30 protein-coding genes and 1 pseudogene are annotated in these 19,491 nt (G+C 57.7%); 26 read left to right on the top strand and 5 right to left on the bottom strand.

What is annotated here, in order from left to right:
* Positions 1 to 25 precede the first annotated feature (25 nt).
* From AC1MEW_RS21645 to AC1MEW_RS21590, 12 genes and pseudogenes are all read left to right on the top strand, one after another.
* Positions 26 to 259 (top strand): Cro/CI family transcriptional regulator, encoded by a 234-nt coding sequence (locus tag AC1MEW_RS21645; RefSeq protein WP_480423629.1) that lies wholly within the window; start codon positions 26 to 28, stop codon positions 257 to 259.
* A gap of 294 nt (positions 260 to 553) precedes the next feature.
* On the top strand, positions 554 to 976 hold the full coding sequence (locus AC1MEW_RS21640; RefSeq protein WP_480423628.1) for a phage regulatory CII family protein: 423 nt from the start codon (positions 554 to 556) through the stop codon (positions 974 to 976).
* A 183-nt stretch (positions 977 to 1,159) separates the two neighbouring features.
* On the top strand, positions 1,160 to 1,882 hold the full coding sequence (locus tag AC1MEW_RS21635; protein WP_480427312.1) for a Rha family transcriptional regulator: 723 nt from the start codon (positions 1,160 to 1,162) through the stop codon (positions 1,880 to 1,882).
* 1 nt (position 1,883) lies between these two features.
* A pseudogene (locus AC1MEW_RS21630) lies at positions 1,884 to 2,181 on the top strand (phage replication protein); the annotation flags it as partial.
* Positions 2,182 to 2,183: 2 nt separating this feature from the next.
* Complete coding sequence (locus AC1MEW_RS21625; protein ID WP_480427311.1) at positions 2,184 to 2,471, top strand: HNH endonuclease; 288 nt, start codon at positions 2,184 to 2,186, stop codon at positions 2,469 to 2,471.
* Positions 2,468 to 3,379 carry a helix-turn-helix domain-containing protein gene (locus tag AC1MEW_RS21620; protein WP_480423626.1) on the top strand — a complete coding sequence of 304 codons (912 nt, stop codon included), beginning with the start codon at positions 2,468 to 2,470 and terminating at the stop codon, positions 3,377 to 3,379. The genes AC1MEW_RS21625 and AC1MEW_RS21620 overlap by 4 nt, the downstream gene beginning before the upstream one ends.
* Complete coding sequence (locus AC1MEW_RS21615; RefSeq protein WP_480423624.1) at positions 3,366 to 4,166, top strand: hypothetical protein; 801 nt, start codon at positions 3,366 to 3,368, stop codon at positions 4,164 to 4,166. The genes AC1MEW_RS21620 and AC1MEW_RS21615 overlap by 14 nt, the downstream gene beginning before the upstream one ends.
* On the top strand, positions 4,159 to 4,626 hold the full coding sequence (locus tag AC1MEW_RS21610) for a recombination protein NinB (protein WP_480423622.1): 468 nt from the start codon (positions 4,159 to 4,161) through the stop codon (positions 4,624 to 4,626). Before AC1MEW_RS21615 ends, AC1MEW_RS21610 begins: the two co-directional genes overlap by 8 nt.
* Positions 4,623 to 5,219, top strand: coding sequence for a recombination protein NinG (locus tag AC1MEW_RS21605; RefSeq protein WP_480423619.1), 597 nt, complete (start codon positions 4,623 to 4,625; stop codon positions 5,217 to 5,219). The genes AC1MEW_RS21610 and AC1MEW_RS21605 overlap by 4 nt, the downstream gene beginning before the upstream one ends.
* A complete protein-coding gene (locus AC1MEW_RS21600) occupies positions 5,216 to 5,797 on the top strand; it encodes a hypothetical protein (protein WP_480423618.1) in 582 nt (193 codons plus the stop codon). The genes AC1MEW_RS21605 and AC1MEW_RS21600 overlap by 4 nt, the downstream gene beginning before the upstream one ends.
* 175 nt (positions 5,798 to 5,972) lie before the next feature.
* On the top strand, positions 5,973 to 6,155 hold the full coding sequence (locus AC1MEW_RS21595; RefSeq protein WP_480423616.1) for a Com family DNA-binding transcriptional regulator: 183 nt from the start codon (positions 5,973 to 5,975) through the stop codon (positions 6,153 to 6,155).
* Positions 6,156 to 6,167: 12 nt separating this feature from the next.
* Positions 6,168 to 6,491, top strand: coding sequence for a hypothetical protein (locus tag AC1MEW_RS21590; RefSeq protein WP_480423614.1), 324 nt, complete (start codon positions 6,168 to 6,170; stop codon positions 6,489 to 6,491).
* 203 nt (positions 6,492 to 6,694) lie between these two features.
* On the opposite strand, the gene AC1MEW_RS21585 is transcribed toward AC1MEW_RS21590, so the two are convergent.
* Both AC1MEW_RS21585 and AC1MEW_RS21580 read right to left on the bottom strand, forming a co-directional pair.
* Positions 6,695 to 7,108: a DUF3224 domain-containing protein gene (locus tag AC1MEW_RS21585; RefSeq protein ID WP_480423612.1), complete on the bottom strand. Its 414-nt coding sequence runs from the start codon at positions 7,106 to 7,108 to the stop codon at positions 6,695 to 6,697.
* A 418-nt stretch (positions 7,109 to 7,526) separates the two neighbouring features.
* Entirely contained in the window at positions 7,527 to 7,754 is a 228-nt protein-coding gene (locus tag AC1MEW_RS21580) for a DUF6555 family protein (RefSeq protein WP_480423611.1), read from the bottom strand.
* Between the two features lie 334 nt (positions 7,755 to 8,088).
* Here AC1MEW_RS21580 and AC1MEW_RS21575 point away from each other — a divergent pair, with 334 nt between their 5' ends.
* Together AC1MEW_RS21575 and AC1MEW_RS21570 are read left to right on the top strand one after the other, a co-directional pair.
* Positions 8,089 to 8,421: a phage holin, lambda family gene (locus AC1MEW_RS21575; RefSeq protein ID WP_085747314.1), complete on the top strand. Its 333-nt coding sequence runs from the start codon at positions 8,089 to 8,091 to the stop codon at positions 8,419 to 8,421.
* Positions 8,422 to 8,474: 53 nt separating this feature from the next.
* Positions 8,475 to 8,663 (top strand): hypothetical protein, encoded by a 189-nt coding sequence (locus AC1MEW_RS21570; protein ID WP_480423610.1) that lies wholly within the window; start codon positions 8,475 to 8,477, stop codon positions 8,661 to 8,663.
* Between the two features lie 11 nt (positions 8,664 to 8,674).
* On the opposite strand, the gene AC1MEW_RS21565 is transcribed toward AC1MEW_RS21570, so the two are convergent.
* The 3 genes from AC1MEW_RS21565 to AC1MEW_RS21555 form a co-directional block, all read right to left on the bottom strand.
* On the bottom strand, positions 8,675 to 8,863 hold the full coding sequence (locus tag AC1MEW_RS21565; protein WP_201194723.1) for a hypothetical protein: 189 nt from the start codon (positions 8,861 to 8,863) through the stop codon (positions 8,675 to 8,677).
* A gap of 313 nt (positions 8,864 to 9,176) precedes the next feature.
* Positions 9,177 to 9,386 (bottom strand): hypothetical protein, encoded by a 210-nt coding sequence (locus AC1MEW_RS21560; protein ID WP_322269072.1) that lies wholly within the window; start codon positions 9,384 to 9,386, stop codon positions 9,177 to 9,179.
* 129 nt (positions 9,387 to 9,515) lie between these two features.
* Entirely contained in the window at positions 9,516 to 10,037 is a 522-nt protein-coding gene (locus AC1MEW_RS21555; RefSeq protein WP_480423609.1) for an N-acetyltransferase family protein, read from the bottom strand.
* Between the two features lie 74 nt (positions 10,038 to 10,111).
* Here AC1MEW_RS21555 and AC1MEW_RS21550 point away from each other — a divergent pair, with 74 nt between their 5' ends.
* The 12 genes from AC1MEW_RS21550 to AC1MEW_RS21495 all read left to right on the top strand — a co-directional run bounded on the left by AC1MEW_RS21550 (position 10,112) and on the right by AC1MEW_RS21495 (position 19,446).
* Positions 10,112 to 10,735 (top strand): putative metallopeptidase, encoded by a 624-nt coding sequence (locus tag AC1MEW_RS21550; RefSeq protein WP_480423607.1) that lies wholly within the window; start codon positions 10,112 to 10,114, stop codon positions 10,733 to 10,735.
* 31 nt (positions 10,736 to 10,766) lie between these two features.
* Positions 10,767 to 11,228 carry a DUF2280 domain-containing protein gene (locus tag AC1MEW_RS21545; RefSeq protein ID WP_480423605.1) on the top strand — a complete coding sequence of 154 codons (462 nt, stop codon included), beginning with the start codon at positions 10,767 to 10,769 and terminating at the stop codon, positions 11,226 to 11,228.
* Positions 11,215 to 12,516, top strand: a complete 1,302-nt coding sequence (locus tag AC1MEW_RS21540) for a terminase large subunit domain-containing protein (protein WP_480423604.1) — start codon at positions 11,215 to 11,217, stop codon at positions 12,514 to 12,516. The genes AC1MEW_RS21545 and AC1MEW_RS21540 overlap by 14 nt, the downstream gene beginning before the upstream one ends.
* Complete coding sequence (locus AC1MEW_RS21535) at positions 12,513 to 13,928, top strand: DUF4055 domain-containing protein (protein WP_480423602.1); 1,416 nt, start codon at positions 12,513 to 12,515, stop codon at positions 13,926 to 13,928. The genes AC1MEW_RS21540 and AC1MEW_RS21535 overlap by 4 nt, the downstream gene beginning before the upstream one ends.
* Positions 13,903 to 14,988 (top strand): minor capsid protein, encoded by a 1,086-nt coding sequence (locus AC1MEW_RS21530; RefSeq protein ID WP_323570359.1) that lies wholly within the window; start codon positions 13,903 to 13,905, stop codon positions 14,986 to 14,988. Before AC1MEW_RS21535 ends, AC1MEW_RS21530 begins: the two co-directional genes overlap by 26 nt.
* Positions 14,989 to 15,070: 82 nt before the next feature.
* Positions 15,071 to 15,799: a hypothetical protein gene (locus tag AC1MEW_RS21525; protein ID WP_480423600.1), complete on the top strand. Its 729-nt coding sequence runs from the start codon at positions 15,071 to 15,073 to the stop codon at positions 15,797 to 15,799.
* 12 nt (positions 15,800 to 15,811) lie between these two features.
* Entirely contained in the window at positions 15,812 to 16,777 is a 966-nt protein-coding gene (locus tag AC1MEW_RS21520; RefSeq protein ID WP_480423599.1) for a major capsid protein, read from the top strand.
* A 46-nt stretch (positions 16,778 to 16,823) separates the two neighbouring features.
* Positions 16,824 to 17,432: a hypothetical protein gene (locus tag AC1MEW_RS21515; RefSeq protein ID WP_480423598.1), complete on the top strand. Its 609-nt coding sequence runs from the start codon at positions 16,824 to 16,826 to the stop codon at positions 17,430 to 17,432.
* 62 nt (positions 17,433 to 17,494) lie between these two features.
* Positions 17,495 to 17,998, top strand: coding sequence for a DnaT-like ssDNA-binding protein (locus tag AC1MEW_RS21510; protein WP_480423596.1), 504 nt, complete (start codon positions 17,495 to 17,497; stop codon positions 17,996 to 17,998).
* Positions 17,999 to 18,014: 16 nt separating this feature from the next.
* Positions 18,015 to 18,383, top strand: coding sequence for a hypothetical protein (locus AC1MEW_RS21505; protein WP_480423595.1), 369 nt, complete (start codon positions 18,015 to 18,017; stop codon positions 18,381 to 18,383).
* Complete coding sequence (locus AC1MEW_RS21500; protein WP_480423594.1) at positions 18,380 to 19,033, top strand: hypothetical protein; 654 nt, start codon at positions 18,380 to 18,382, stop codon at positions 19,031 to 19,033. Before AC1MEW_RS21505 ends, AC1MEW_RS21500 begins: the two co-directional genes overlap by 4 nt.
* Positions 19,030 to 19,446 carry a phage tail terminator-like protein gene (locus AC1MEW_RS21495; protein WP_480423593.1) on the top strand — a complete coding sequence of 139 codons (417 nt, stop codon included), beginning with the start codon at positions 19,030 to 19,032 and terminating at the stop codon, positions 19,444 to 19,446. Before AC1MEW_RS21500 ends, AC1MEW_RS21495 begins: the two co-directional genes overlap by 4 nt.
* Positions 19,447 to 19,491: the final 45 nt, after the last annotated feature.

Below are 19,491 nucleotides of genomic sequence, written 5' to 3'. Positions count from 1 at the left end.
ATCGGTATTGATTAAAAATTAACAGATGGTTAATATCTGCCTCGTCCACAAGAGAGGCATGCCAATGTATGAGACTCCCCTCGATAAGTTCGTGGCTGATAAAGGTCAGTCAGAGGCCGCACGACTTCTCCGAGTCACCGCCCCAGCCATTCACAAAGCACTAACCGCAAAACGGGACATTCGCGTGCTCGAGCTTTCGGATGGGACCTTTCAGGCGAGAGAGCAGCGTCCGTTTCCTTCGCAGAAATCTGCGGCTTAACCGATCTGCTTTCGCATTGATGTGAGCGAAACGGTCGCGCACTTAAATCCCCGCAATCTACCACCACCAAGAGGATCACGTAGCGGATTGGCGATCTGATCAAAAGCAGGCCACGGCCTGAGGTTAGATGACAGCGTGAGGGTGAAAGCCTGCGCTACCACCAAGCAACAAAGGGCTGATAGCTCGCCTTGTAATTCGGATTGATTGGTCATGGGTGCGCCCTGGTCAGTTGATGAACAGATGATCGCCTTGTTGGCGTAACGCCACCACGGAAACAAATTTGAGGTTTTACGAATGGAAGACTTTTTGGATGCGTGCCAGGCAGCCGTGAAGGGCAATGAGCCCAAGACCCTGGCTGCAAAGATGGGTGTTCCTCACGTTGGCCTGCTTCAGCGCGCAAATCCGGATAACGATGCTCACCACCTGACCGTGGAGCATTTGTTCGGGATCTTGCTGCACACCGGCGACATGCGCCCGCTGGCTGCGCTGGCAGATGAATTTGGTTTTGACCTGGTCGCAAAGTCTTCTCCGCAACCGCAAGCACTTACAAAATCTCTGATCAATGTCGGCAAGGAAGTCGCTGACCTGACCATCGCAGTACACCAAGCACTGGACGATGACCACGTCAGCACTTTCGAGAAATCCATCATCCGGCAAGAAATCAACCATGTCCGGCAGAGCCTGGACGTGATGGATGCCTCAGTGAAGGCCGCCTGATGAAAATCGAATTCACACAAATCGCAGGCGAAAAAAAACCGCCAGGCCCGGCGGTTTTTCCAACTGCAAACAACTTGTAAAGCATCTGTGAGGTGAATCATGCAGATTTCAAGCGCTCCTGTAAATACCCAGGCCAATGTCGCGACACGTTTTGTTAATTCCGAAAACGTGTCGCGTACCACGATGTCCTCACGCGAGATCGCCAACGTCACCGGGAAGCGCCACGACAACGTCAAGCGCGACATCATCGCAATGCTCAAAGACCTGAAAGTAGATGCACTCAGTTTTGAGGACATCTATCTGGATGGTCGCAACCGGGAGCAAGTCCAGTACTTGCTCGACCGCGAGCATACCGACTGCCTGCTCACCGGCTACAACGCCCCCATGCGCATGAAGGTGATTCGCCGCTGGCGCGAGCTGGAACAGCAGCAGGGCGCCCGCGAGCAAGTCATGCTAAATGGCACCAAGGTCGTCGGCGAAATCGCCATCATGGAGTGCTTTACACGCCTGCTGAAGCCCGCGCCATCGTGCCAGATGGCCATGCTCACGAAGATTGCCCAGAACAACGGCCTAGACCCTAAGTTCCTCCCAGGCTACGCCGTTGACGCCGCGCCAGATGCTGCCGGCGGTTCCTCGATGCCCACCAAGTCGGCCACGGCCTTGCTGAAAGACAACGGCATTCGCGTGTCACCGGAGGCATTCAACCGCGCACTGGAAACCAAGGGCTTCCTGAAGCAGCTGCAGCGCAAGAACTCCAAACAGGAAATGGTTCCGTTCTGGTCGGTGACCGAGAAGGGCATGGCCTACGGCAAGAACCTCACCAATCCCCAATCCCCTCGCGAGACGCAACCTCACTGGTACGTCGATCGCTTCCTTGAGCTGGCCGCATTGGTTGGGAAGGGCTGACATGCAATACACCGTCACGATCAACCAAGTGAAGGCGCTGGAGTGGGGGCTGAATTCTCAGCAGGCCCTGCTGTTTGCCTTCGTCTACGAGAGCCCGAGCTGGGCCAATCAAATCAAGACGGACACCGGGATCTACTTCGCGCGGAGTAAGAGCAAGATTATCGAAGAACTGCCTCTGCTCACTGACAAACCGGACACCGCTTACCGCCTGCTGAAAGCCCTGCGCGACGCAGGCTTGATCGAGCTATGTGCCGAAGGTTTTCGCCTCACGGAAAAAGGACGTGAGTGGAACCCAAACCGTATGGGTTACGCCAGTGCCCATCAGCCGGCCGTGCTACCTCCGCGGCGCAGGTCTAAAAAGGCTCCGATCCGTTCAGGTTTGCGCGCCCAGGTATTTGCTCGCGACGGCCATGCTTGCCTGCGATGTGGCTGCTCGGAGCCGTTGCGCTTGAGAGCTGACCACGTCATTCCCGAGAGCAAGGGTGGCGAGGCGTCTATGGCTAATCTTCAAACCCTTTGCATGTCCTGCAATAGCTGGAAAGGCGGTCAGACCATAGATTTCCGTGTCCTCGCCGGGGGTGCAGCATGAGCATGAGCCTTATGGTCGCCGCGATGAAGCTTCGCGTCGGCAATCCGCTGCGCAAGCTGGTTTTGATCAAGCTGGCTGACAACGCGAGTGATATTGGTGAGTGCTGGCCGTCCTATCAGCACATCGCCGACCAGTGCGAGATCAGCAAGCGCTCCGTCATGAACCACATCTCTGCCTTGTGTGAGTCGGGGCTGCTCCGCAAGGAAATAAGGAAGGGCGGTCCGAAGGGGAACTCGTCGAACGTTTATTTCCTGACCCTCGACGGTGGTGCACCTCCTGCACCAGGGGTAGCGCAGCAGATTCACCAGGGTAGTGCAGCAGGTTCACCCCCTAGTGAATCTCCTGCACTAGGGGGTAGTGCAGCAGTTGCACCCAGAATCAGTAACTCTCTTGAATCGGTCACTGAACCAGTCATTGAACCAATTACGCCCCAGGCTTCCGCCAAGGTCGCGACGGGGCTGCTCGTTCCATTCGCTCTCCAGCAACCGCGCCGTGAAATCCCCTCCGACATGCCCGGCCCAAAGGACCAGACCTGCAAGACGTTCAAGACCTGGGCGAACTACGCCATGGCTTACCGCAAGCGCTACGGCGCCTGGCCGGTGTGGAACGCCAAGGTCGGCGGCCAGCTCGGGCAGCTTGTCAGCCGCCTTGGTGCTGATGTCGCCCACCACGTCGCCGCGCATTTCCTGAAAACCAGCGACGCCGCCGTGCTGCGCAAGTGCCACAGCCTCAACGAGTTGCTGGCCAACGCCGAGAGTTACCACACCCAGTGGGTCACTGGTCAGCGTATCAACGGGACCACCGCCCGCCAGATGGAGCGTACCGAGGCGAACCTCTCCGCAGCAGAGCAGGCCGCGCAAATGGTCCTGGCCAAGCGCCAGGCGGGAGAGCGCAATGAGTACCTCTGAAATGAACGACGCCCAAGTCGCCGGATTGGCTTCCGCCATCATTGCAACGGCTGAGGCGATGGGTCAGGAAATGAACCCAGGCACTGCGGCGATGATGGCTGAGGATCTGTGTGCCTATTCCGTGCCGGTTGTCCGCGCCGCCTTGAAGGCCTGCCGGCTGGAGGTGAAAGGCCGCCTGTCCATGGCCGACATTCTGCAACGCGTCCAAGCAGCCGATGGACGCCCAGGCAAGGACGAAGCGTGGTCAATTGCGCTGACGGCAGGCGACGAATTTGAAACAGTCGTGATGACCGCCGAGATTCGCCAGGCGATGGTCGCGGCACAGCCGGCCTTGAGTCGACGGGACGTGGTCGGTGCTCGGATGGCGTTTAACAGCGCCTACGAGCGTCTGGTTTCTGCCGCCCGGGCTGAAGCCAAACCGACCACTTGGAGCGTTTCCCTCGGCCTTGATCCTGCGCGCCGGGTTACAGCGATCGAGTCGGCAGTCCGTATGCAACTGATCACTCAGCAGACTGGCACTCAGTACCTGGCTGATCTGCGAATCGCGCCCATCACTACCGATGGCCAAGCCATCGCCGGGCTTCTCACTGGTTCCGAAGCTAAACCGTCACCGCAGTTGCGCGAGAAGCTTGCTGAAGTGCGGCAGATCGTCGACGCGGCGAAGACCCAGCAAAAGCGCGAGCGGCTCAAGAAGGCTCAGGCAGATCGGGTCGACACATATCTGCGCAAGCGCAAGTTCCGCGCAGCCATCGTTGCTGCGCAACGCAAGGAGGCATCCCATGGGTAACGTAATTCACAAGTCGCGCCACTTCTGGTCTGCCGGCTCAAACCGCATTCGTGAAGTGTTCAAAGTCGCGTATGTGTTCGCCACCGAGCTTTCCGCCGCCGGCGCCGTCGAGATCATCGTCCGCCCGGTGAAGTCTCGCCGCACGTTGGAGCAGAACGCCAAACTCTGGGCAATGCTCGGCGACATCTCGCGCCAGGTGGAGTGGCCGGTCAACGGCCTGATGCAGCGCCTGGACAGCGAGGACTGGAAAGCGCTGATGACGGCGGCGGCCCGTCAAGAAATTCGCATGGCTCAGGGCGTCAACGGCGGGGTGGTGATGCTCGGCGTCAGCACCAAGCGCATGAGCGTCCAAGAGCTCGGCGACGTTATCGAATGCATGTACGTGTTCGGTGCCGAGAAGGGCGTCACCTGGAGCGGGCCGAAAGGGCAGATGCCTGAGCAGTGGGAGGCAGCTGCGTGATCAAGAAGTCAGGCATCGCTAAATCCCCGCGTGTGTTCCGGAAGAAGAAGTGCAAAAACGCCGAATGCAGGACCGAGTTTGTTCCGGTTAGAGAATTGCAGGCCGCCTGTGGCGTCCCGTGCGCCATTGCGATCACCAACGCCAACAAGGAGAAGGCCCGTAAATCACTGGCGCGCCAGGAGCGGGCAGAGATCCGCGAGAAGCGGGTAAAGCTCAAGACCCGGGCTCAGTACTTGAAGGAAACGCAGACCGTGTTCAACGAGTGGGTGAGGGCGCGTGACGCAGCCCTGCCATGCGTGAGTTGCGGCCGACACCACCAGGGTCAATGGCACGCCGGGCACTATCGCACCGTAGGAGCGAATCCGGAGCTTCGCTTCGAGCCGCTCAATGTCTGGAAACAGTGCGCACCCTGCAACAACCACAAATCCGGCGACATCGTGAATTACCGAATCACCCTGGTCCGGCGTATCGGCCTTGAACGTGTTGAGTGGCTGGAAGGCCCTCACGAAGCCAAGCGTTACACCATCCAGGATCTCAAGGAAATGAAGGCCGAATACCGGGCCATGATCAGAGAACTGAAGGGGGTAGCATGAAGATAAATTCCGCGCGCCAGGCATGGCACGACTGCAACTACAACCCGGCCCCAGGCCAGACTTCGGATGCAGCAGAGTTGGGGGTTGTCGTACAGAAGACCGAGCGCGGCCCGACTGCAAATCCAGCGATCCACGGCGCACTGGCTGGTCATATTCAGTCAGCAATAGCGCGGCTCCACTTTCAGTTGCGCGCCTTCGGCAATGCCATGTACGCGGCCGAGCCGACCGGTGATGACAGGGAGGAGGCCGAAGAGGCCGTATTCAACCTGGCTTGCTCGTGGGTAGAGCGTATGACCGCCAGTAAGCGGGAGCGGGCCGAGTATGTCGCCAAGGGTGTGTTTCGTCGTTACCGGTACATGCACCAAGGAGGGCAGTCATCTAACCTTGATCCGCTGATCAAGCCAGAAGTGTTCCGCGCCTGGATGAAAGAGGAGTATGGGATCGAGCTTCCATCCGTTGCATGGGGCAGAGATTGGGCGCCTTTCGTGCAGCTTTGTTTCGATGCCTGTCACGACATTGATGCTCGTGCTTTAAGCCCAATTGGCGGTGTAATTTACAAGATGAAACAGGCTGCTTGACTTCCCGCACGGCTGAGGGCATGATTTCCCCATAGTTAGTATTTTGCCTTTGGCAAGTTACTCAAGAAGCCGGCCACTAAGCCGGTTTTTTTATGCCCGCCAGAAAGCCAAAGGCCCCGACAAGTTCGGGGCTTTTTGTTACCTAAATAAAGCAATTTGCAAAAGGAATTTGCAGATGTTGAAAGAATGCAGATGTGGAAATTGCAAACGACTTCTCGCCCGAGTGGGTGAGTTTACCGAGCTCCAGATCAAATGTTCCCGATGCGGGACGTTGAATCATGAGAAGGCCGCGAGCCTCGAGCAATCGCCTTTGAGCGACATGAAAGCGGAATCCTCCGCGAACAATCATTCGACTTAAAAGGTGCAAAAAATGGAACCAGTAACTATTGGTGCAAAGTTCTACAGCTCGGACGTATACGGCGTTGACGCGATCATCAAGCCAGCTGACAACGTCGCAGGCGCTGTAATTCGTACCGCCTCGGTCAGTGGCACGGCGCTTTCCGGTCTTATCACCGGCACCGTAGCTCCGAAGAATGGCTCTGATTATTCTGGGAAGCCCATCGTGATGACTCTTGGTAGTGGCTCTCAGAATCTTTCGTATCCGATCCAACTGCCGCCTGGCTATGGTCTGTGGATCACTGCAAACAGCAGCAGCCCGAGTCGCGCTTGCGTGACTTACGATCTGCTGCCTTAAGGAGCGAAGGACTGCATAAGCAGCCACTTGTTCTTGCTCTGTGGTTACGTGACAGGGTTCAGGCCCCGGCATTTGCCGGGGCCTTTTTCGTTTTCGGCCCCACCCATTGCCCCGAGCAGGGAGGTATGCGTTCGGCGAAGACACCTACCTTGATGCAGCATTCAGGGCAATGATGACCTCTGCGACATTAACTCATAACTATTTCAGACCAATTCGAGTTGATAATTCAACCAAATATGATGAGTGCCATCGGTTTCGATTTTGATCCCTCCCGATCCCGATATCCCTATCAAATCACCTGTACCACTGCCTCCAACTATGCAGAAAAATTCATCTGCCCGATTAGTTCCGGTTGTGGAGGCGGAGTGGATGAAATTGAAGGCGCCTTCTTTCCCATTCACAGATCCTTTGAAGCTCTCAATTGCGATGTAACTACCCGTCTTGGTCGACTGGTCGAACGCCGCAGTAAAAACTGTTGAGGAAACCCCGTCGATAGCACCCGAGTAGCATTTCTCCATGGTGCTGATAGACACTGGCAAAGATGTAGCAATCTGAGGAGTTGGACTCAGGCCTGTTGGCTTGAAATTTTTGGTGGAAAAGGTGGCTAACGCTTCCATTCGCATCCGTCTCTATCCAATGAGTGAAGCTCTTATTCTACTCCACAGTACAGCGTGCAAGGAGCTAAAAGCGCGCTGCGAAGTCAAGCTTATTTCCATTATTCCAAGCCTCGGCACTTACCGGGGCTTGTTCGTTTTCGGCTCCGCCACACCCATCGCTCTGAGCTGGGAGTGCTGCTGGAGCTGATTCAAATCCACCGCAGCCAGGGCGGCGTCACGGAAGGCCTGGACACTAATAAGCCGGAGAGTGCAGTGACACGGAAAACACCGGCAGCCTGCGCACCCGGGCCGTAAATGCTCCAGAGTGGCGCGAGACTGGACTGCGAGATCGATGCAAAGGGGCGTCGACGCAGAGAAGGTCTTCGGTGGACAGTGTGGAAAGACACGCACACGAATTCAAAAAACGGATCAGGTCATATCAAACTGCAACGTTCCAGCGCACTTTGGTGACACCGACTTTTTCAGCTTTCTGCTCGGCAAGTTTTTGAGGAGTGCCGAGCGTAATCCAGTTGCCCAAACCTTCCGCTGCATGCCTTGTCGCCAAACGAATTGCATCGCCATCGTTGAGGTGCGATGCGAGCGCGTGAAAGTGCTTGCCCACTCCATTGAGGAGATAGTGGATTGTGTATTGGGTGGCAGTTGTCATTGGAGCCTCTTGGCCGAAGCTATACCCGAAGAGCGGGTCGTTCCACGTATCAAGGAATTCAGAAAGGTCTGCCGGGAAGTGAATCCGAGAGAAATAGCAATGCCTGAACCGCGGTTATAACGTTAAGTGCCGTGGTTAAAGTAGGACTATTGAGTATAGCAATCGTTCGATTTATCCATTCAACCCCATTTTCAGGCTTCGGCACTCGCTGAGGCCTTTTCGTTTTTTGCCCTACCACACCCATCGCGCTGAGCTGGGAGTGCTGCTGGGGCTAATTCAAATCCGCAGGTCACGGCCTGCCATATTCCTAACTCCCTGACGGGGAGGAACTGAGATGCCAAACATGCCAGACAAACCAGACACCTGGGCGATTGCGCTTGCGTGGTTGAGCCAGCATTCGCCAATCCTCTATGCGGCTGCGCTGTCCTGCGCTATGGCCGTTCTTCGGATCACCTACGGCGGCGGCACGCGGCGCCAGATGTTGGTGGAGGGGGCGATCTGCGGCGGCCTGACCCTGACCATCATCAGCGGACTGGATTTCTTCGGGCTACCCCAGAGCATGGCCACCTTTGCCGGTGGCTGGGTCGGCTTCCTGGGTGTGGAGAAGATCCGGAACATCGCTGACCGGGTGACTGACTTCAAGTTGCCGAGTCGCAAGGCCGAGTAATCCGCGACACGTTTCGCGAATGAGCAAATTGTGTCGCGAAATTTGAGATGAGCATGAGCAACGTCACCCGCCTGCGCCACGTTCTACCGATGAGCCCAGACATCAACAAGGCCGTCACTGATCTGGATAGCGCCATCGCCAAGGCGGTAGGTGCTGCCAAAGATGCCGGCTTGCCTCAAGGGTTGGTCGTATCTCTCTTGCACGGGCACGCCCAAGTGCAGACCAGCATCATGGTGAGCTGAGCGCGCGTCTGCTACGACTTCTCGTACTCACGGTAAAGCTTTTTTAATTCCCGGTTGTATTCGTCGTCGGTCAGCTTGAACTTTAGTGTGAGCATCTTTTCCTGTGCATTAGCTACGGCGCTCGCATCGCTTTTATTTTTACGCGCCGCCCATTCCCTGGCGGCCTGAACGACTAACTGTTCAGTTATGCGCTCGATCATTTCCATCATCCTTTTTGGGCTTATCAGGCCCTAAGCATAGTCCAGTAGCCCTGAATCCGGGGGATGGCCGATGAAACGTCTCTTTTCGCCGCAAGATTGCCGATGACCTTGAGTCGGGCGAACTCGGCGCGTGCAAAGTTGGCGTGCTGGCGATGCAGGCCGTGAGTGGAGAGGTCAGGGCCATTGGGTTTGGACCTGTCGCGGACGACCTTCAAGCGTTTGCCTGTTTCGACTGGGCGAACAGAAGCTGATTGATGTGCTGCTGAGGGGCGTGGAAGGGTAGGTGTGCCGCAGGTGAGTACGGCACGAGGGATCATTTAACTTTCAGTGCTTCCTGGATTTGATCGGCATAAACCGAGAGGCGCTCCATCTCCTCTTTCAGTGTCTCCGTCTTATCCGGGGAGTTCGCAGCTTTTGAGTTTATCAATACAAGTGCAGCCCCGACTGCCGCCTCGCGAGTGTTTAATGGTGTGCCGAGCCCAGACATACCGGCTCTGTTTAGATTTCTGAACAGTTCGGACATGTTGCTCTCCGTGCTTTGAGTTGATCCTCACCAATACCGGCAACCCACCATCATTTCAATCATTGCTTTACATTTCCCGAGAACATCTATGACAACCAAGCAACCCGACTGAGAGGCAACAGAACGCGCCTATCGGGAAATGTCGCAGCACATCACAACCATTCCGATCTCGGTCTTGTCGGTGCTAAATGGGATCTCACCTAGTATTTCGAAGCCGAAGCCCTCGTAGAAGCGCCTCGCACTGGCGTTGGTTTTTAGTACGTCGAGCCAAATGAAATGCTCTTTACGATCTTCGGCAAGTTGGCGGATGAATTTCAGAAGTTGTTTCCCGTAGCCTTTGCCTGCTTGGGCCTTGAGGAAGTAAATTTTTTGGAGCTCCGCACCGGCCTTGCCGGAAATAGGCATTGGCTTCGACCAGTTGACCTTTGAGAACCCTACCGCTCTGTCGTCTTCATCGAGGGCTATGAGCCAACAGTGATGTGCGGGTGCCCCTATCGACTCCTGAAGTGCCAGGACTGAAAAGTCTTCACTCAAGAAATGCTGCATGCCTGAGGGGGTCCAGATGTCGGAGAAGTGGTCTCGATACGTCTCCATGCCGACATCACGAAGTGCGTGGATATCTTCAGTGGTTGCCTCTCGAATTTTGATCACTGTCTCGCTCCTTGCGTTGAGTTGATCCCGACCAATACCCACAACGCTCCAGTATTTCAAGTATTAGGTAGCCCATGGACAGGCCACATCCCCCTGCGTCACTGCTTGAACTGTCTGACCTATCTGACTTCGGTATCCGCCTGACCCCAGCCCCAGAGATGTGGGAGTGGCTCCAAGCCGAGATCTTTGCCGACACCGGCAGCATTCACAACGAAGACCACGCCCATCTACTGGATGCAGACATCAGGATCATGTGGGCGTCCTCACACTTCGAGAAGCAGGGGCGCACAGTCCTGGGCCAGGCCGAGCAAGTAGCGTTCCGCGCTGGTGGTTGGCAGAAGGCTCGGATGGAACAACAGATGCGTGATTGGTTCGGCGATGTGCCGGCCTTCATCATCACCCTGGCTGCCGATTACTGCTTAGCCTGCAACGACGCTGACTTCTGTGCGCTGATTGAGCATGAGCTCTATCACATCGCCCAGGCGACCGATAAGTACGGTCAACCAGCCTTCACTGAAGAAGGCGCGCCCAAGTTGAAGCTGCGCGGACATGACGTCGAAGAGTTCGTCGGTGTAGTCCGCCGCTACGGCGCGAGCCCTGATGTTCAAGCGTTGGTGGATGCGGCAAACAGTCCTGCTGAGGTGGGGAAATTGAACATATCGAGGGCCTGCGGAACCTGTCTGCTCAGATCGGCCTGACCCCTGACAGACCTAAGACGGAATTTACCCTATGGCAACCCTGAACAATGAGGTGAAAGGCTTCATGGTTCAGGCCTTGGCGTGCTTTGACACTCCTTCTCAAGTTGCAGCTGCTGTCCGAGAAGAATTCGGTATCGAGGTCACCCGCCAGCAGTGTGAAGCCCAAGACCCGACCAAGCGTGCCGGAAGAGATCTGGCGAAGAAGTGGGTGACGCTGTTTCACGACACCCGTAAGCGCTTTCGTGAAGAGACGGCTGAGATCCCGATCGCAAACCGTGCCTTTCGCCTCCGCGCCATGAACCGCTTCGTGGAGAAGGCCGAGACGATGAAGAACATCGGCCTGGCCATGCAGATTCTCGAACAGGCCGCGAAAGAAACCGGCGACATGTACGTCAACCGCAACCGCAAGGACGAGCCAGACGACGAGCCAGCAATCCCGACCCGCATTCAGGTCGACGTGGTGGATGCGAGGAAGCCGAATGCCGAGCCTTAACGTTCCGCAGTCGAAGTTCCTTCTGTTGCCCCACAAATTCCGCGCATTCGTTGCAGGGTTCGGCTCAGGCAAGACCTGGGTCGGATGCTCGGCGCTGTGCAAGCACTTCATGGAGTGGCCCGGCGTCAACGCTGGCTACTTCGCACCGACTTACCCGCAGATCCGGGACATCTTCTACCCAACGGTGGAAGAGGTTGCCTATGACTGGGGACTGAAGACCAAGATCAACCAGGCGAACCATGAAGTTCACATTTACAGCGGCCGGCAGTATCGCGGCACTGTGATCTGCCGGTCGATGGAGAAGCCGCAGACGATTGTCGGTTTCAAGATTGGCCACGCCCTGGTGGATGAGCTGGACGTGTTGACGTCGATCAAAGCGCAGCAGGCTTGGCGCAAGATCATCGCCCGGATGCGCTACAACCTGCCCGGGCTGAAGAACGGTGTTGACGTAACCACTACGCCGGAAGGCTTCAAGTTCGTCTTCCTCCAGTTCGTGAAGCAGCTCCGCGACAAGCCGAAGCTGAATGAGATGTACGGCCTGGTGCAGGCCAGCACGTTCGACAACGAGCTGAACCTGCCAAGCGACTACATCGAATCGCTGATGGAGTCGTATCCACCACAGCTGATCCTCGCTTACCTGAACGGTCAGTTCGTCAACCTGACATCCGGTTCGATCTACCACACGTACAACCGCAAGCTGAACAGCTGCTTCGATACCGTGCAGCCAGGTGAGCCGCTGTTCATCGGCATGGACTTCAACGTCGGCAAGATGGCAGCAGTGACCCACGTCAAGCGTGACCAGGGTCTTCCCCGCGCAGTGGATGAGCTGATGGATGGCTACGACACGCCGGACATGATCCGCCGCATCAAGGAACGCTACTGGGAGCACACCGGCGACGACTACAAGAAGACCTGCGAGATTCGGATCTACCCGGATGCTTCCGGCGATTCGCGCAAGTCGGTCAACGCCAGCGTCACCGATATCGCCATGCTCAAGCAGGCAGGTTTCACAGTCATCGCGCCGGCCGCCAACCCTCCGGTCAAGGATCGGATCAACGCCATGAACGCCATGTTCTGCAATGCGCAGGGCGAGCGGCGTTACCTAGTCAACCCGTTCACATGCCCGACTTACGCCGACGGCCTTGAGCAGCAGATCTGGGCGCCCAACGGCGAGCCGGATAAGAGCCAGGGCAACGACCACGCCAACGACGGCGGTGGTTACTTCATTCACCGCGAGTACCCGATTATCAAACCGGTCACCGCTATCAAAATGGGATACGCCCGATGAGCAACGACGTCTCCTTCAAGCGGGCGGACTACATCGAAGTGCTGGACCGTTGGGCAACTGTGCGTGATGTTTGCGCCGGCCAGCACCGGGTTGTTTCTCGATTGCCGTACATCAACGCGCACGACAAGTCGCCGGAAAACGTCGATCGGAACAAGGCCTACCGTGAGCGGGCAGTGTTCAAGAACGCCACCGGGCATACACGCAACGGTTTGCTGGGCCTGGCCTTCCACAAAGACCCGACGCTCACCGTACCGAAGAAGCTGGAGTACTTGCAGGACAATGCCAACGGCTCCGGGGTGAGCATCTACCAGCACTCGCAAGGCACGCTGGAAAAGGTGCTCGAGGCTGGTCGTCACGGCCTGTACGTCGATTACCATCAGGACAAAGGCGTCGGTGGCCATTCGGTGATCCTGTCGTACTGCGCCGAGGACATCATCAACTGGCGCACCGGCATGGTGGATGGTCACAACGTGCTGACTCTGGTCGTGCTGCGAGAGATGTTAGAGATCGAGGATGGCTTCGGGTTCAAGGCTATCGAGCAGTTCCGTGAGCTTGCGCTTGAGGTTGATGGCTTTGTCTGTCGAGTCTGGCGCCGCTCTGGCCCAAGAGGTGGCGGCCCACTTGAGGTTACGGACACATTCACCCCGGAAGGCATTACGGGGCGCCTCAAGGAAATCCCGTTCACCTTTGTCGGCGCACAGAACAACGATCCAACTATCGACGAATCGCCGCTGTACGACATCGCGATGATCAATCTGGGCCATTACCGCAACAGTGCTGACTACGAAGACAGCGTCTTCTGGTGTGGCCAGGCTCAACCGTGGATCTCCGGTTTGGATGAGCAGTGGCGCGACTGGATGGAGAAGAACGGCGTTTACGTCGGTTCTCGGGCGCCGATGATGCTTCCGGTCGGCGGCGCCTTCGGCTATGCGCAGCCACTACCGAACACACTTGTCAGGGAGGCAATGAACGACAAGAACCAGATGATGATCGAGCTGGGCGCCCGCATGGTCGTTGCGTCCCTTGCAGCCAAAACGGCTACCGAGTCCCGCGGCGATCAGTCTGCGTCAACCTCGGTGCTGGCCGGTTGCGTGGCCAACGTCAGCGAGGCCTATACCCGGGCGATTATGTGGTGCGGCCTTTACATGGGCATCACCGACAAAGTCGCGTACCAGGTCAATCAGGAGTTCGTCGAGCTGACGGCTGATCCGCAGATGATCACGGCCTTGGTTGGCTTGTGGCAGAACGGTGGATTTGCGAAGGCGGACCTGCGGGCCTATTTGCGCAAGCTGGGCTTGATTGCCCCAGAGCGCACAGACCAGCAGATCGACGGCGAGCTTCAAGAGCAGGGCGATGGCTTGGGCCTGGATGACGAGGTAACACCAAATGGCGGCAAACCAAGCGATCCTTGACGCCACGATCCGGCATGCGGTCTTCCTTGAAAAGCTGAAGGCGGGGGAGGTCGGCAAGTTCGCGCCGTTTCTCAAGGAGATTGACCGCTCGATCCGGGACCGGCTCACTCAGTCGGACCTGACTGAGTACAACGTCAAACGGCTTGAAGCGCTGCTGAAGGAGGTCGACAGCCTGCTGCTGGGCATCTTCGATCGCTACAGCGTGCAGCTGAATCTCGATCTGATCGACATTGCCAACTACGAGGCTGAGTTCGAGGCGACGAGCCTGGCCAGGTCCGCGCCAGTTGGTGTGTCGCTGGACGTTGCGGCGCCGACGGCGGCAGCCATCAGGGCGGCGGTGCTGACGAACCCGCTCAGCGTGCGCGGCACTGGCGGCGGGAAGCTACTGAAGTCGTTCATCAAGGGCTGGACCACCGCTGAGCGCGAGCGCGTCACCGGTACGATCCGGCAGGGCTTCTTCGAGGGCCAAACGAACTTCCAGATCATCCGCAACATTCGCGGTACCAAGGCGACCGGCTACAAAGACGGCATCCTGGCCACCACCAACCGCAATGCCAGCACGGTCGTGCACACCGCAATTCAGCATGTGTCGTCTCAGGCGCGCATGGAGGTGGCCAAGGCCAACACGGATATCGTGGCTGAAATTGAAATGGTCGCCACGCTGGACAGCAAGACCAGCCAGCAATGTCGCTCGATGGATGGGCGCCGATTCCCAGTAGATTCCGGGCCAAGACCTCCGTTTCACCCGAACTGCCGCACCACCTTCATATTCCTGACGAAGCTCAGCGAGATTTTCGCCAAGGGTGCTACACGGGCATCGGTCGGTGCAGATGGTCCCGGGCAGGTCAATGCGAGCCTCGACTATTACCACTGGCTTCAGCAGCAGCCGGCGTCGTTTCAGAATGAGGCTATTGGCCCTGTTCGGGCAAAGCTATTCCGTGAAGGCGGGTTGAGCATCCAGCGTTTCGCGGAGCTGCAACTTGACCGCAATTTTTCTCCGTTGACGCTGGCGCAGATGAAGGCTTTAGAACCACTCGCATTCGCTAAGTCCGGAATTTGATCAAACACTTTCAATCAGCCGCCTCCGGGCGGTTTTTTATTGCCTGCAAAGCGGGCAACACATACCCAAGGGGTGCATCAACGTGGCAGAAGAAAACGAAATCGACCTGGAAAACCCGGCAATCAAGGCCGCTATCGCGACTGCCGTTGAAGCATCCGTCTCGGGCCTGAAAACCAAGAACACGGAGCTGCTGGGCAAGCTGAAAGACACTACCGGCAAGCTGACCCAGTTCGAAACCCAGTTTGAAGGCATCGACATCGACGCCGTCAAAGGGCTGCTGAGTCGTGCCGGCCAGGACGAAGAAACCAAGCTGCTGACAGAGGGCAAGGTAGACGAGGTCTTCAACCGCCGCACGGAGCGCCTGCGTGGCGACTACGACAAGCAGTTGAAGGCCATCAGCGAGCGCGCTGAGAAGGCAGAGTCCTTCGCTGCCAAGTTCCAGGGCAAAGTCTTGGGCGACTCGGTGCGTGGCGCAGCACTGAAGGCTGGTGCACTCCCTGAAGCAACAGACGACATCATCCTGCGCGCCAAAGGCGTGTTCACCCTTAACGAAGATGGCGATGCAGTCGCCGTTGATGAGTCCGGCCAGACCATCCTCGGCAAAGACGGCAAGACCCCTCTGACCCCGCTCGAATGGGCGGAATCCTTGCGTGAAAGCGCACCTCACCTGTGGCCAAGGGCTTCAGGGACATTTGCCCCGGGCGGGGGTGGCGGCAAGGCTGCATTCAAGCGCTCCGAAATGACCTCCGAGCAGAAGCGCAATTACCAGCGCCAGCACGGCCAAACCGCATATTTGCAATTGCCCAAGTAAGGGGATTGACCCATGGCTACAACCGTTAATAGCGACCTGATCATCTACAACGATGAGGCGCAAACCGCATACCTGGAACGCGTTCAGGACAACCTTGATATCTTCAACGCATCGTCCAACGGCGCGATCGTCCTCGACAACGAGCTGATCGAAGGTGACTTCCGTAAGCGCGCTTTCTACAAGATCGGCGGCTCACTGGAGCATCGCGACGTCAACTCCACCAGCAAGGTAACCGCCAAGAAGATTGGCTCTGGTGAAGCGGTAGGCGTCAAGGCTCCATGGATGTACGGCCCGTACCAAACCACCGAAGAGGCGTTCAAGCGTCGTGGTCGTCCGGTCGAAGAGTTCTCCCAGATCATCGGCGTCGATGTGGCTGATGCCACCCTGGAAGGTTTCATCCAGTACGCCACTGCGGCTCTGCGCGCCTCCATCAGCTCCAACGCCGGCATGGTGGTTTCGGCCAATATTGAAACCGACGGCAAGAAGACTCTGACGCGCGGCATGCGCAAGTTTGGCGACAAGTTCGGCCGCATCTCTCTCTGGGTCATGCACTCCAGCGCTTACTTCGACATTGTCGACGAGGCGATCGCCAGCAAGATCTACGAAGAAGCGGGCGTTGTGATCTACGGCGGCCTGCCGGGTACCCTTGGCAAGCCGGTACTGGTGACTGATACCGCGCCATCGGACGTGATCTTCGGTCTGCTGCCAAACGCCGTGGTGATTACCGAGTCTCAGGCCCCTGGCTTCCGCTCGTACGAAGTGAACGACGAAGTGAATCTGGGTATCGGCTATCGCGCTGAGGGCACCGTCAACATCGATGTGCTGGGCTACAGCTGGAAGGAATCCGCCGGTGGTGCAAACCCAACGCTGGCTGCTGTCGGTTCGGCAGCCAACTGGGCCAAGCATGCTGGCAGCGACAAAGTCACCGCCGGCGTGATGATCACCCTTACAGCCACCCCGCCGGTAACTGGCGGCTAAAACTCATCCAGCGCAGCGGCCAGCAATGGCCGCCACGGAGATTTCCATGGAATTGATTTATTCCACCCAGAGTTCTGGCTTTGACCCAGATAAGCGCTATCGCAACCCAGAGCACTTCGATCGCCCAGAAGCGGGCGTGACTGGCGTTGTCGTCGTGGGCGTGTGGCCGAAGGTGGTTGAAGCCTACGAGAATATCGGTGTCGAAGTGACGGCGATAGAAGCTGAGTCGCGCCAGGTGCTGGTTGTCGATTCGGGCGCTTACAAGGCTGAACTGGAAGCGCTGATCGGTAAGCTGCAGGCTGAAAGCGATACGATCCGCGTGCTGATTGCTGGCTTGGAGTCTGGCGAGATTGAGCGTCCCGAAGCTGGTGAGTTGCCAGTTCGTTTGTTTGATGCCCTCGACGGCATTCGCCTGCAGATGGTTGAACTGGCTGGTGAGCGCGATGCTGAAGCTGAGCGTGCAGGCAGCCTGCAAAAGCAGGTGGACGACCTCTTGGCTCAAGCAGCCCAAGCCAGGCTGGAAACTGACGAAGCCAAAGAGGCAAAGGACATTGCTGAGCTGAAGGCTAAACTCGAATCTGCTGGCGTTCCCTACCGGGCCAACGCCTCGAAAGAATCCTTGGAAAAGCTCGTCGCTGATCTGCCCAAGGCGTGATACAGCTGGCTGTCGGTGACCAGGCGGCCAATCATTCAAAACTCAATCCAGCGAGTTGATCCATGACACTCATCATCGAGGACGGTTCAGGTGTAGTCGGCGCCGAAAGCTACGCGAGCGCCGAGGACTTGGCCATGTACGCCGTGAAGTTCGGCGTGGTCATTCCTGCCGATGTTGTTGCGCAAGAAGCGCTGCTTCGTCGGGCCGCCTTGGCAATGGATGGCATGACCTGGAAGGGGCGCAAGACGGACAGCGATCAGGCTCTGGCCTGGCCGCGCCGGGGTGTCGAGCTGGATCAGCAGATCAAGCCCGACAACTACCTACCGGCGCGCATCCAATACGGCCAGATGGCTTTGGCTGCCGAGATTCACCAAGACGATATCGACCCTGTAGAGAAGCGCAAAGGCGCGGTTCTGCTGGACCGTGTCGAGGGGGCGGTGACGCGGCAGTACGCCGCGATTCCAAACACCAGTAACAGGCTGCTGCCAGCCGCGCCGGATCGTCCGAGCGCCACGCAGTTCGCTGACTACCTACAAAAGCGGGGCCTGTTCGCCGTCCGCGCATAGCTGAAACGGAGCTTTCATGGCCACCTTCTACGACGAAATGGCCGTGATGGCTCTGGAGATGATCACAGAGTTCGGCCAGCCCGTGATCATTCGGGCAATCACTATCGGCGAATACGTACCTGGTGCTGGAGCACCTGCTGAAACGGTGACCGAGCAGACCGCCCAAGGCATCCTGCTCGACTTCACCGGTCAAGAATTCCAGAACAACAGCCTCATTAAGCAGGGCGACAAAAAGCTCAAGATCGCCGCGCAGGGGCTTGAGTGGGCGCCCAGCTTACTGAACAAAGTCATCGTTCAAGGTCGCACCTGGTCAATCGTCCCGCCGCTGAAAGAGATCAACCCAGCCGGCACGCCGATCCTCTACGAGTTGCAGGTACGGTCATGAGCAAATACTCAGGCCTCAACGGCAGCTTCGCCGAGAACATTCGCCAGTTTGCTGAGCAGGCCCAGGCCGGTCTCGACGCCACCTTCCGCGAAATCGTTATCGAGATCGGCAGCAGCGTCATTCGCATGTCGCCGGTGGGCAACCCCGAGATCTGGGCGGCCAACGTTGCGCATCGCCAGGCGAACACTGCGGCGGCTGATGCCTACGACTTCAAGGTGGCCGTGCGCAATACGGTCATCAACCTGACCGACAGCAACTTCACCAAGGCCGGTAAGTTGAAGCGCGGCGTGAAGTACGCCAAGCCCCTGACCAAGACCGAGCGCGACCAGAACTTCAACGTGAATGGCTTGGTCGCGGGCAAGAGCTACGTCGGAGGCCGGTTCCGCGGGAACTGGCAGTTCTCAATCGATTCACCGGCTGACGGCGTGCTCGATCAGATCGACCCATCGGGCAACGTCTCGATTGCGGTGCTGAGGACCCAGGTGCAGTCGCTGACCATCGGCCAGACGGCGTACCTGGTGAACAACCTGCCGTATGCAGTGCCACTTGAGTACGGACATTCGAAGCAGGCGCCCGGTGGCATGGTTCGCATCACCCTGGCTCGCTTTCAACAGATCGTCGATGAAACAATCAGGAACAACCAGGTATGAGCCATAATCTAATCGCCACGATCTACGAGGCCAAACTGATCGCCTGGGCGAAAGCGTTGCCGGTGCCGCTGAAGGTCATGGTCGAGAACGAAGCCTACACGCCTGTTGATGGCGCCACCTACCTACGAGCCTTCACGTTGCCGGGCGACACCGCAAGCAACACGCTCGGCGGCGACCACAAGCTCTACACCGGCGTGTTTCAGGTCAGCATCGTGACGCCGTCGGGCAAGTACCGCGACGCTGCCGGCGCGCTTGCCGACCAGATCGCAACGCTGTTCCCGCTGTACGAGCGCAACACCAAGGGCGCGCTGACGGTGGTGACCATGACGCCGGTAGATCCCGGCCCAGGCATTCCCGACGACACCACATTCACCGTGCCGGTGTCGTTCCAGTACCGCGCTGACACCAACTAATCCGCCCATTGGGCAAACCCAGAACCCGCCCATTGAGCGGGTTTT

Source organism: Pseudomonas sp. ASL4 (genome assembly GCF_056680395.1).
Note: the sequence above shows the minus strand (reverse complement) of the source record. Positions and strands in the feature narration are given on the sequence as shown.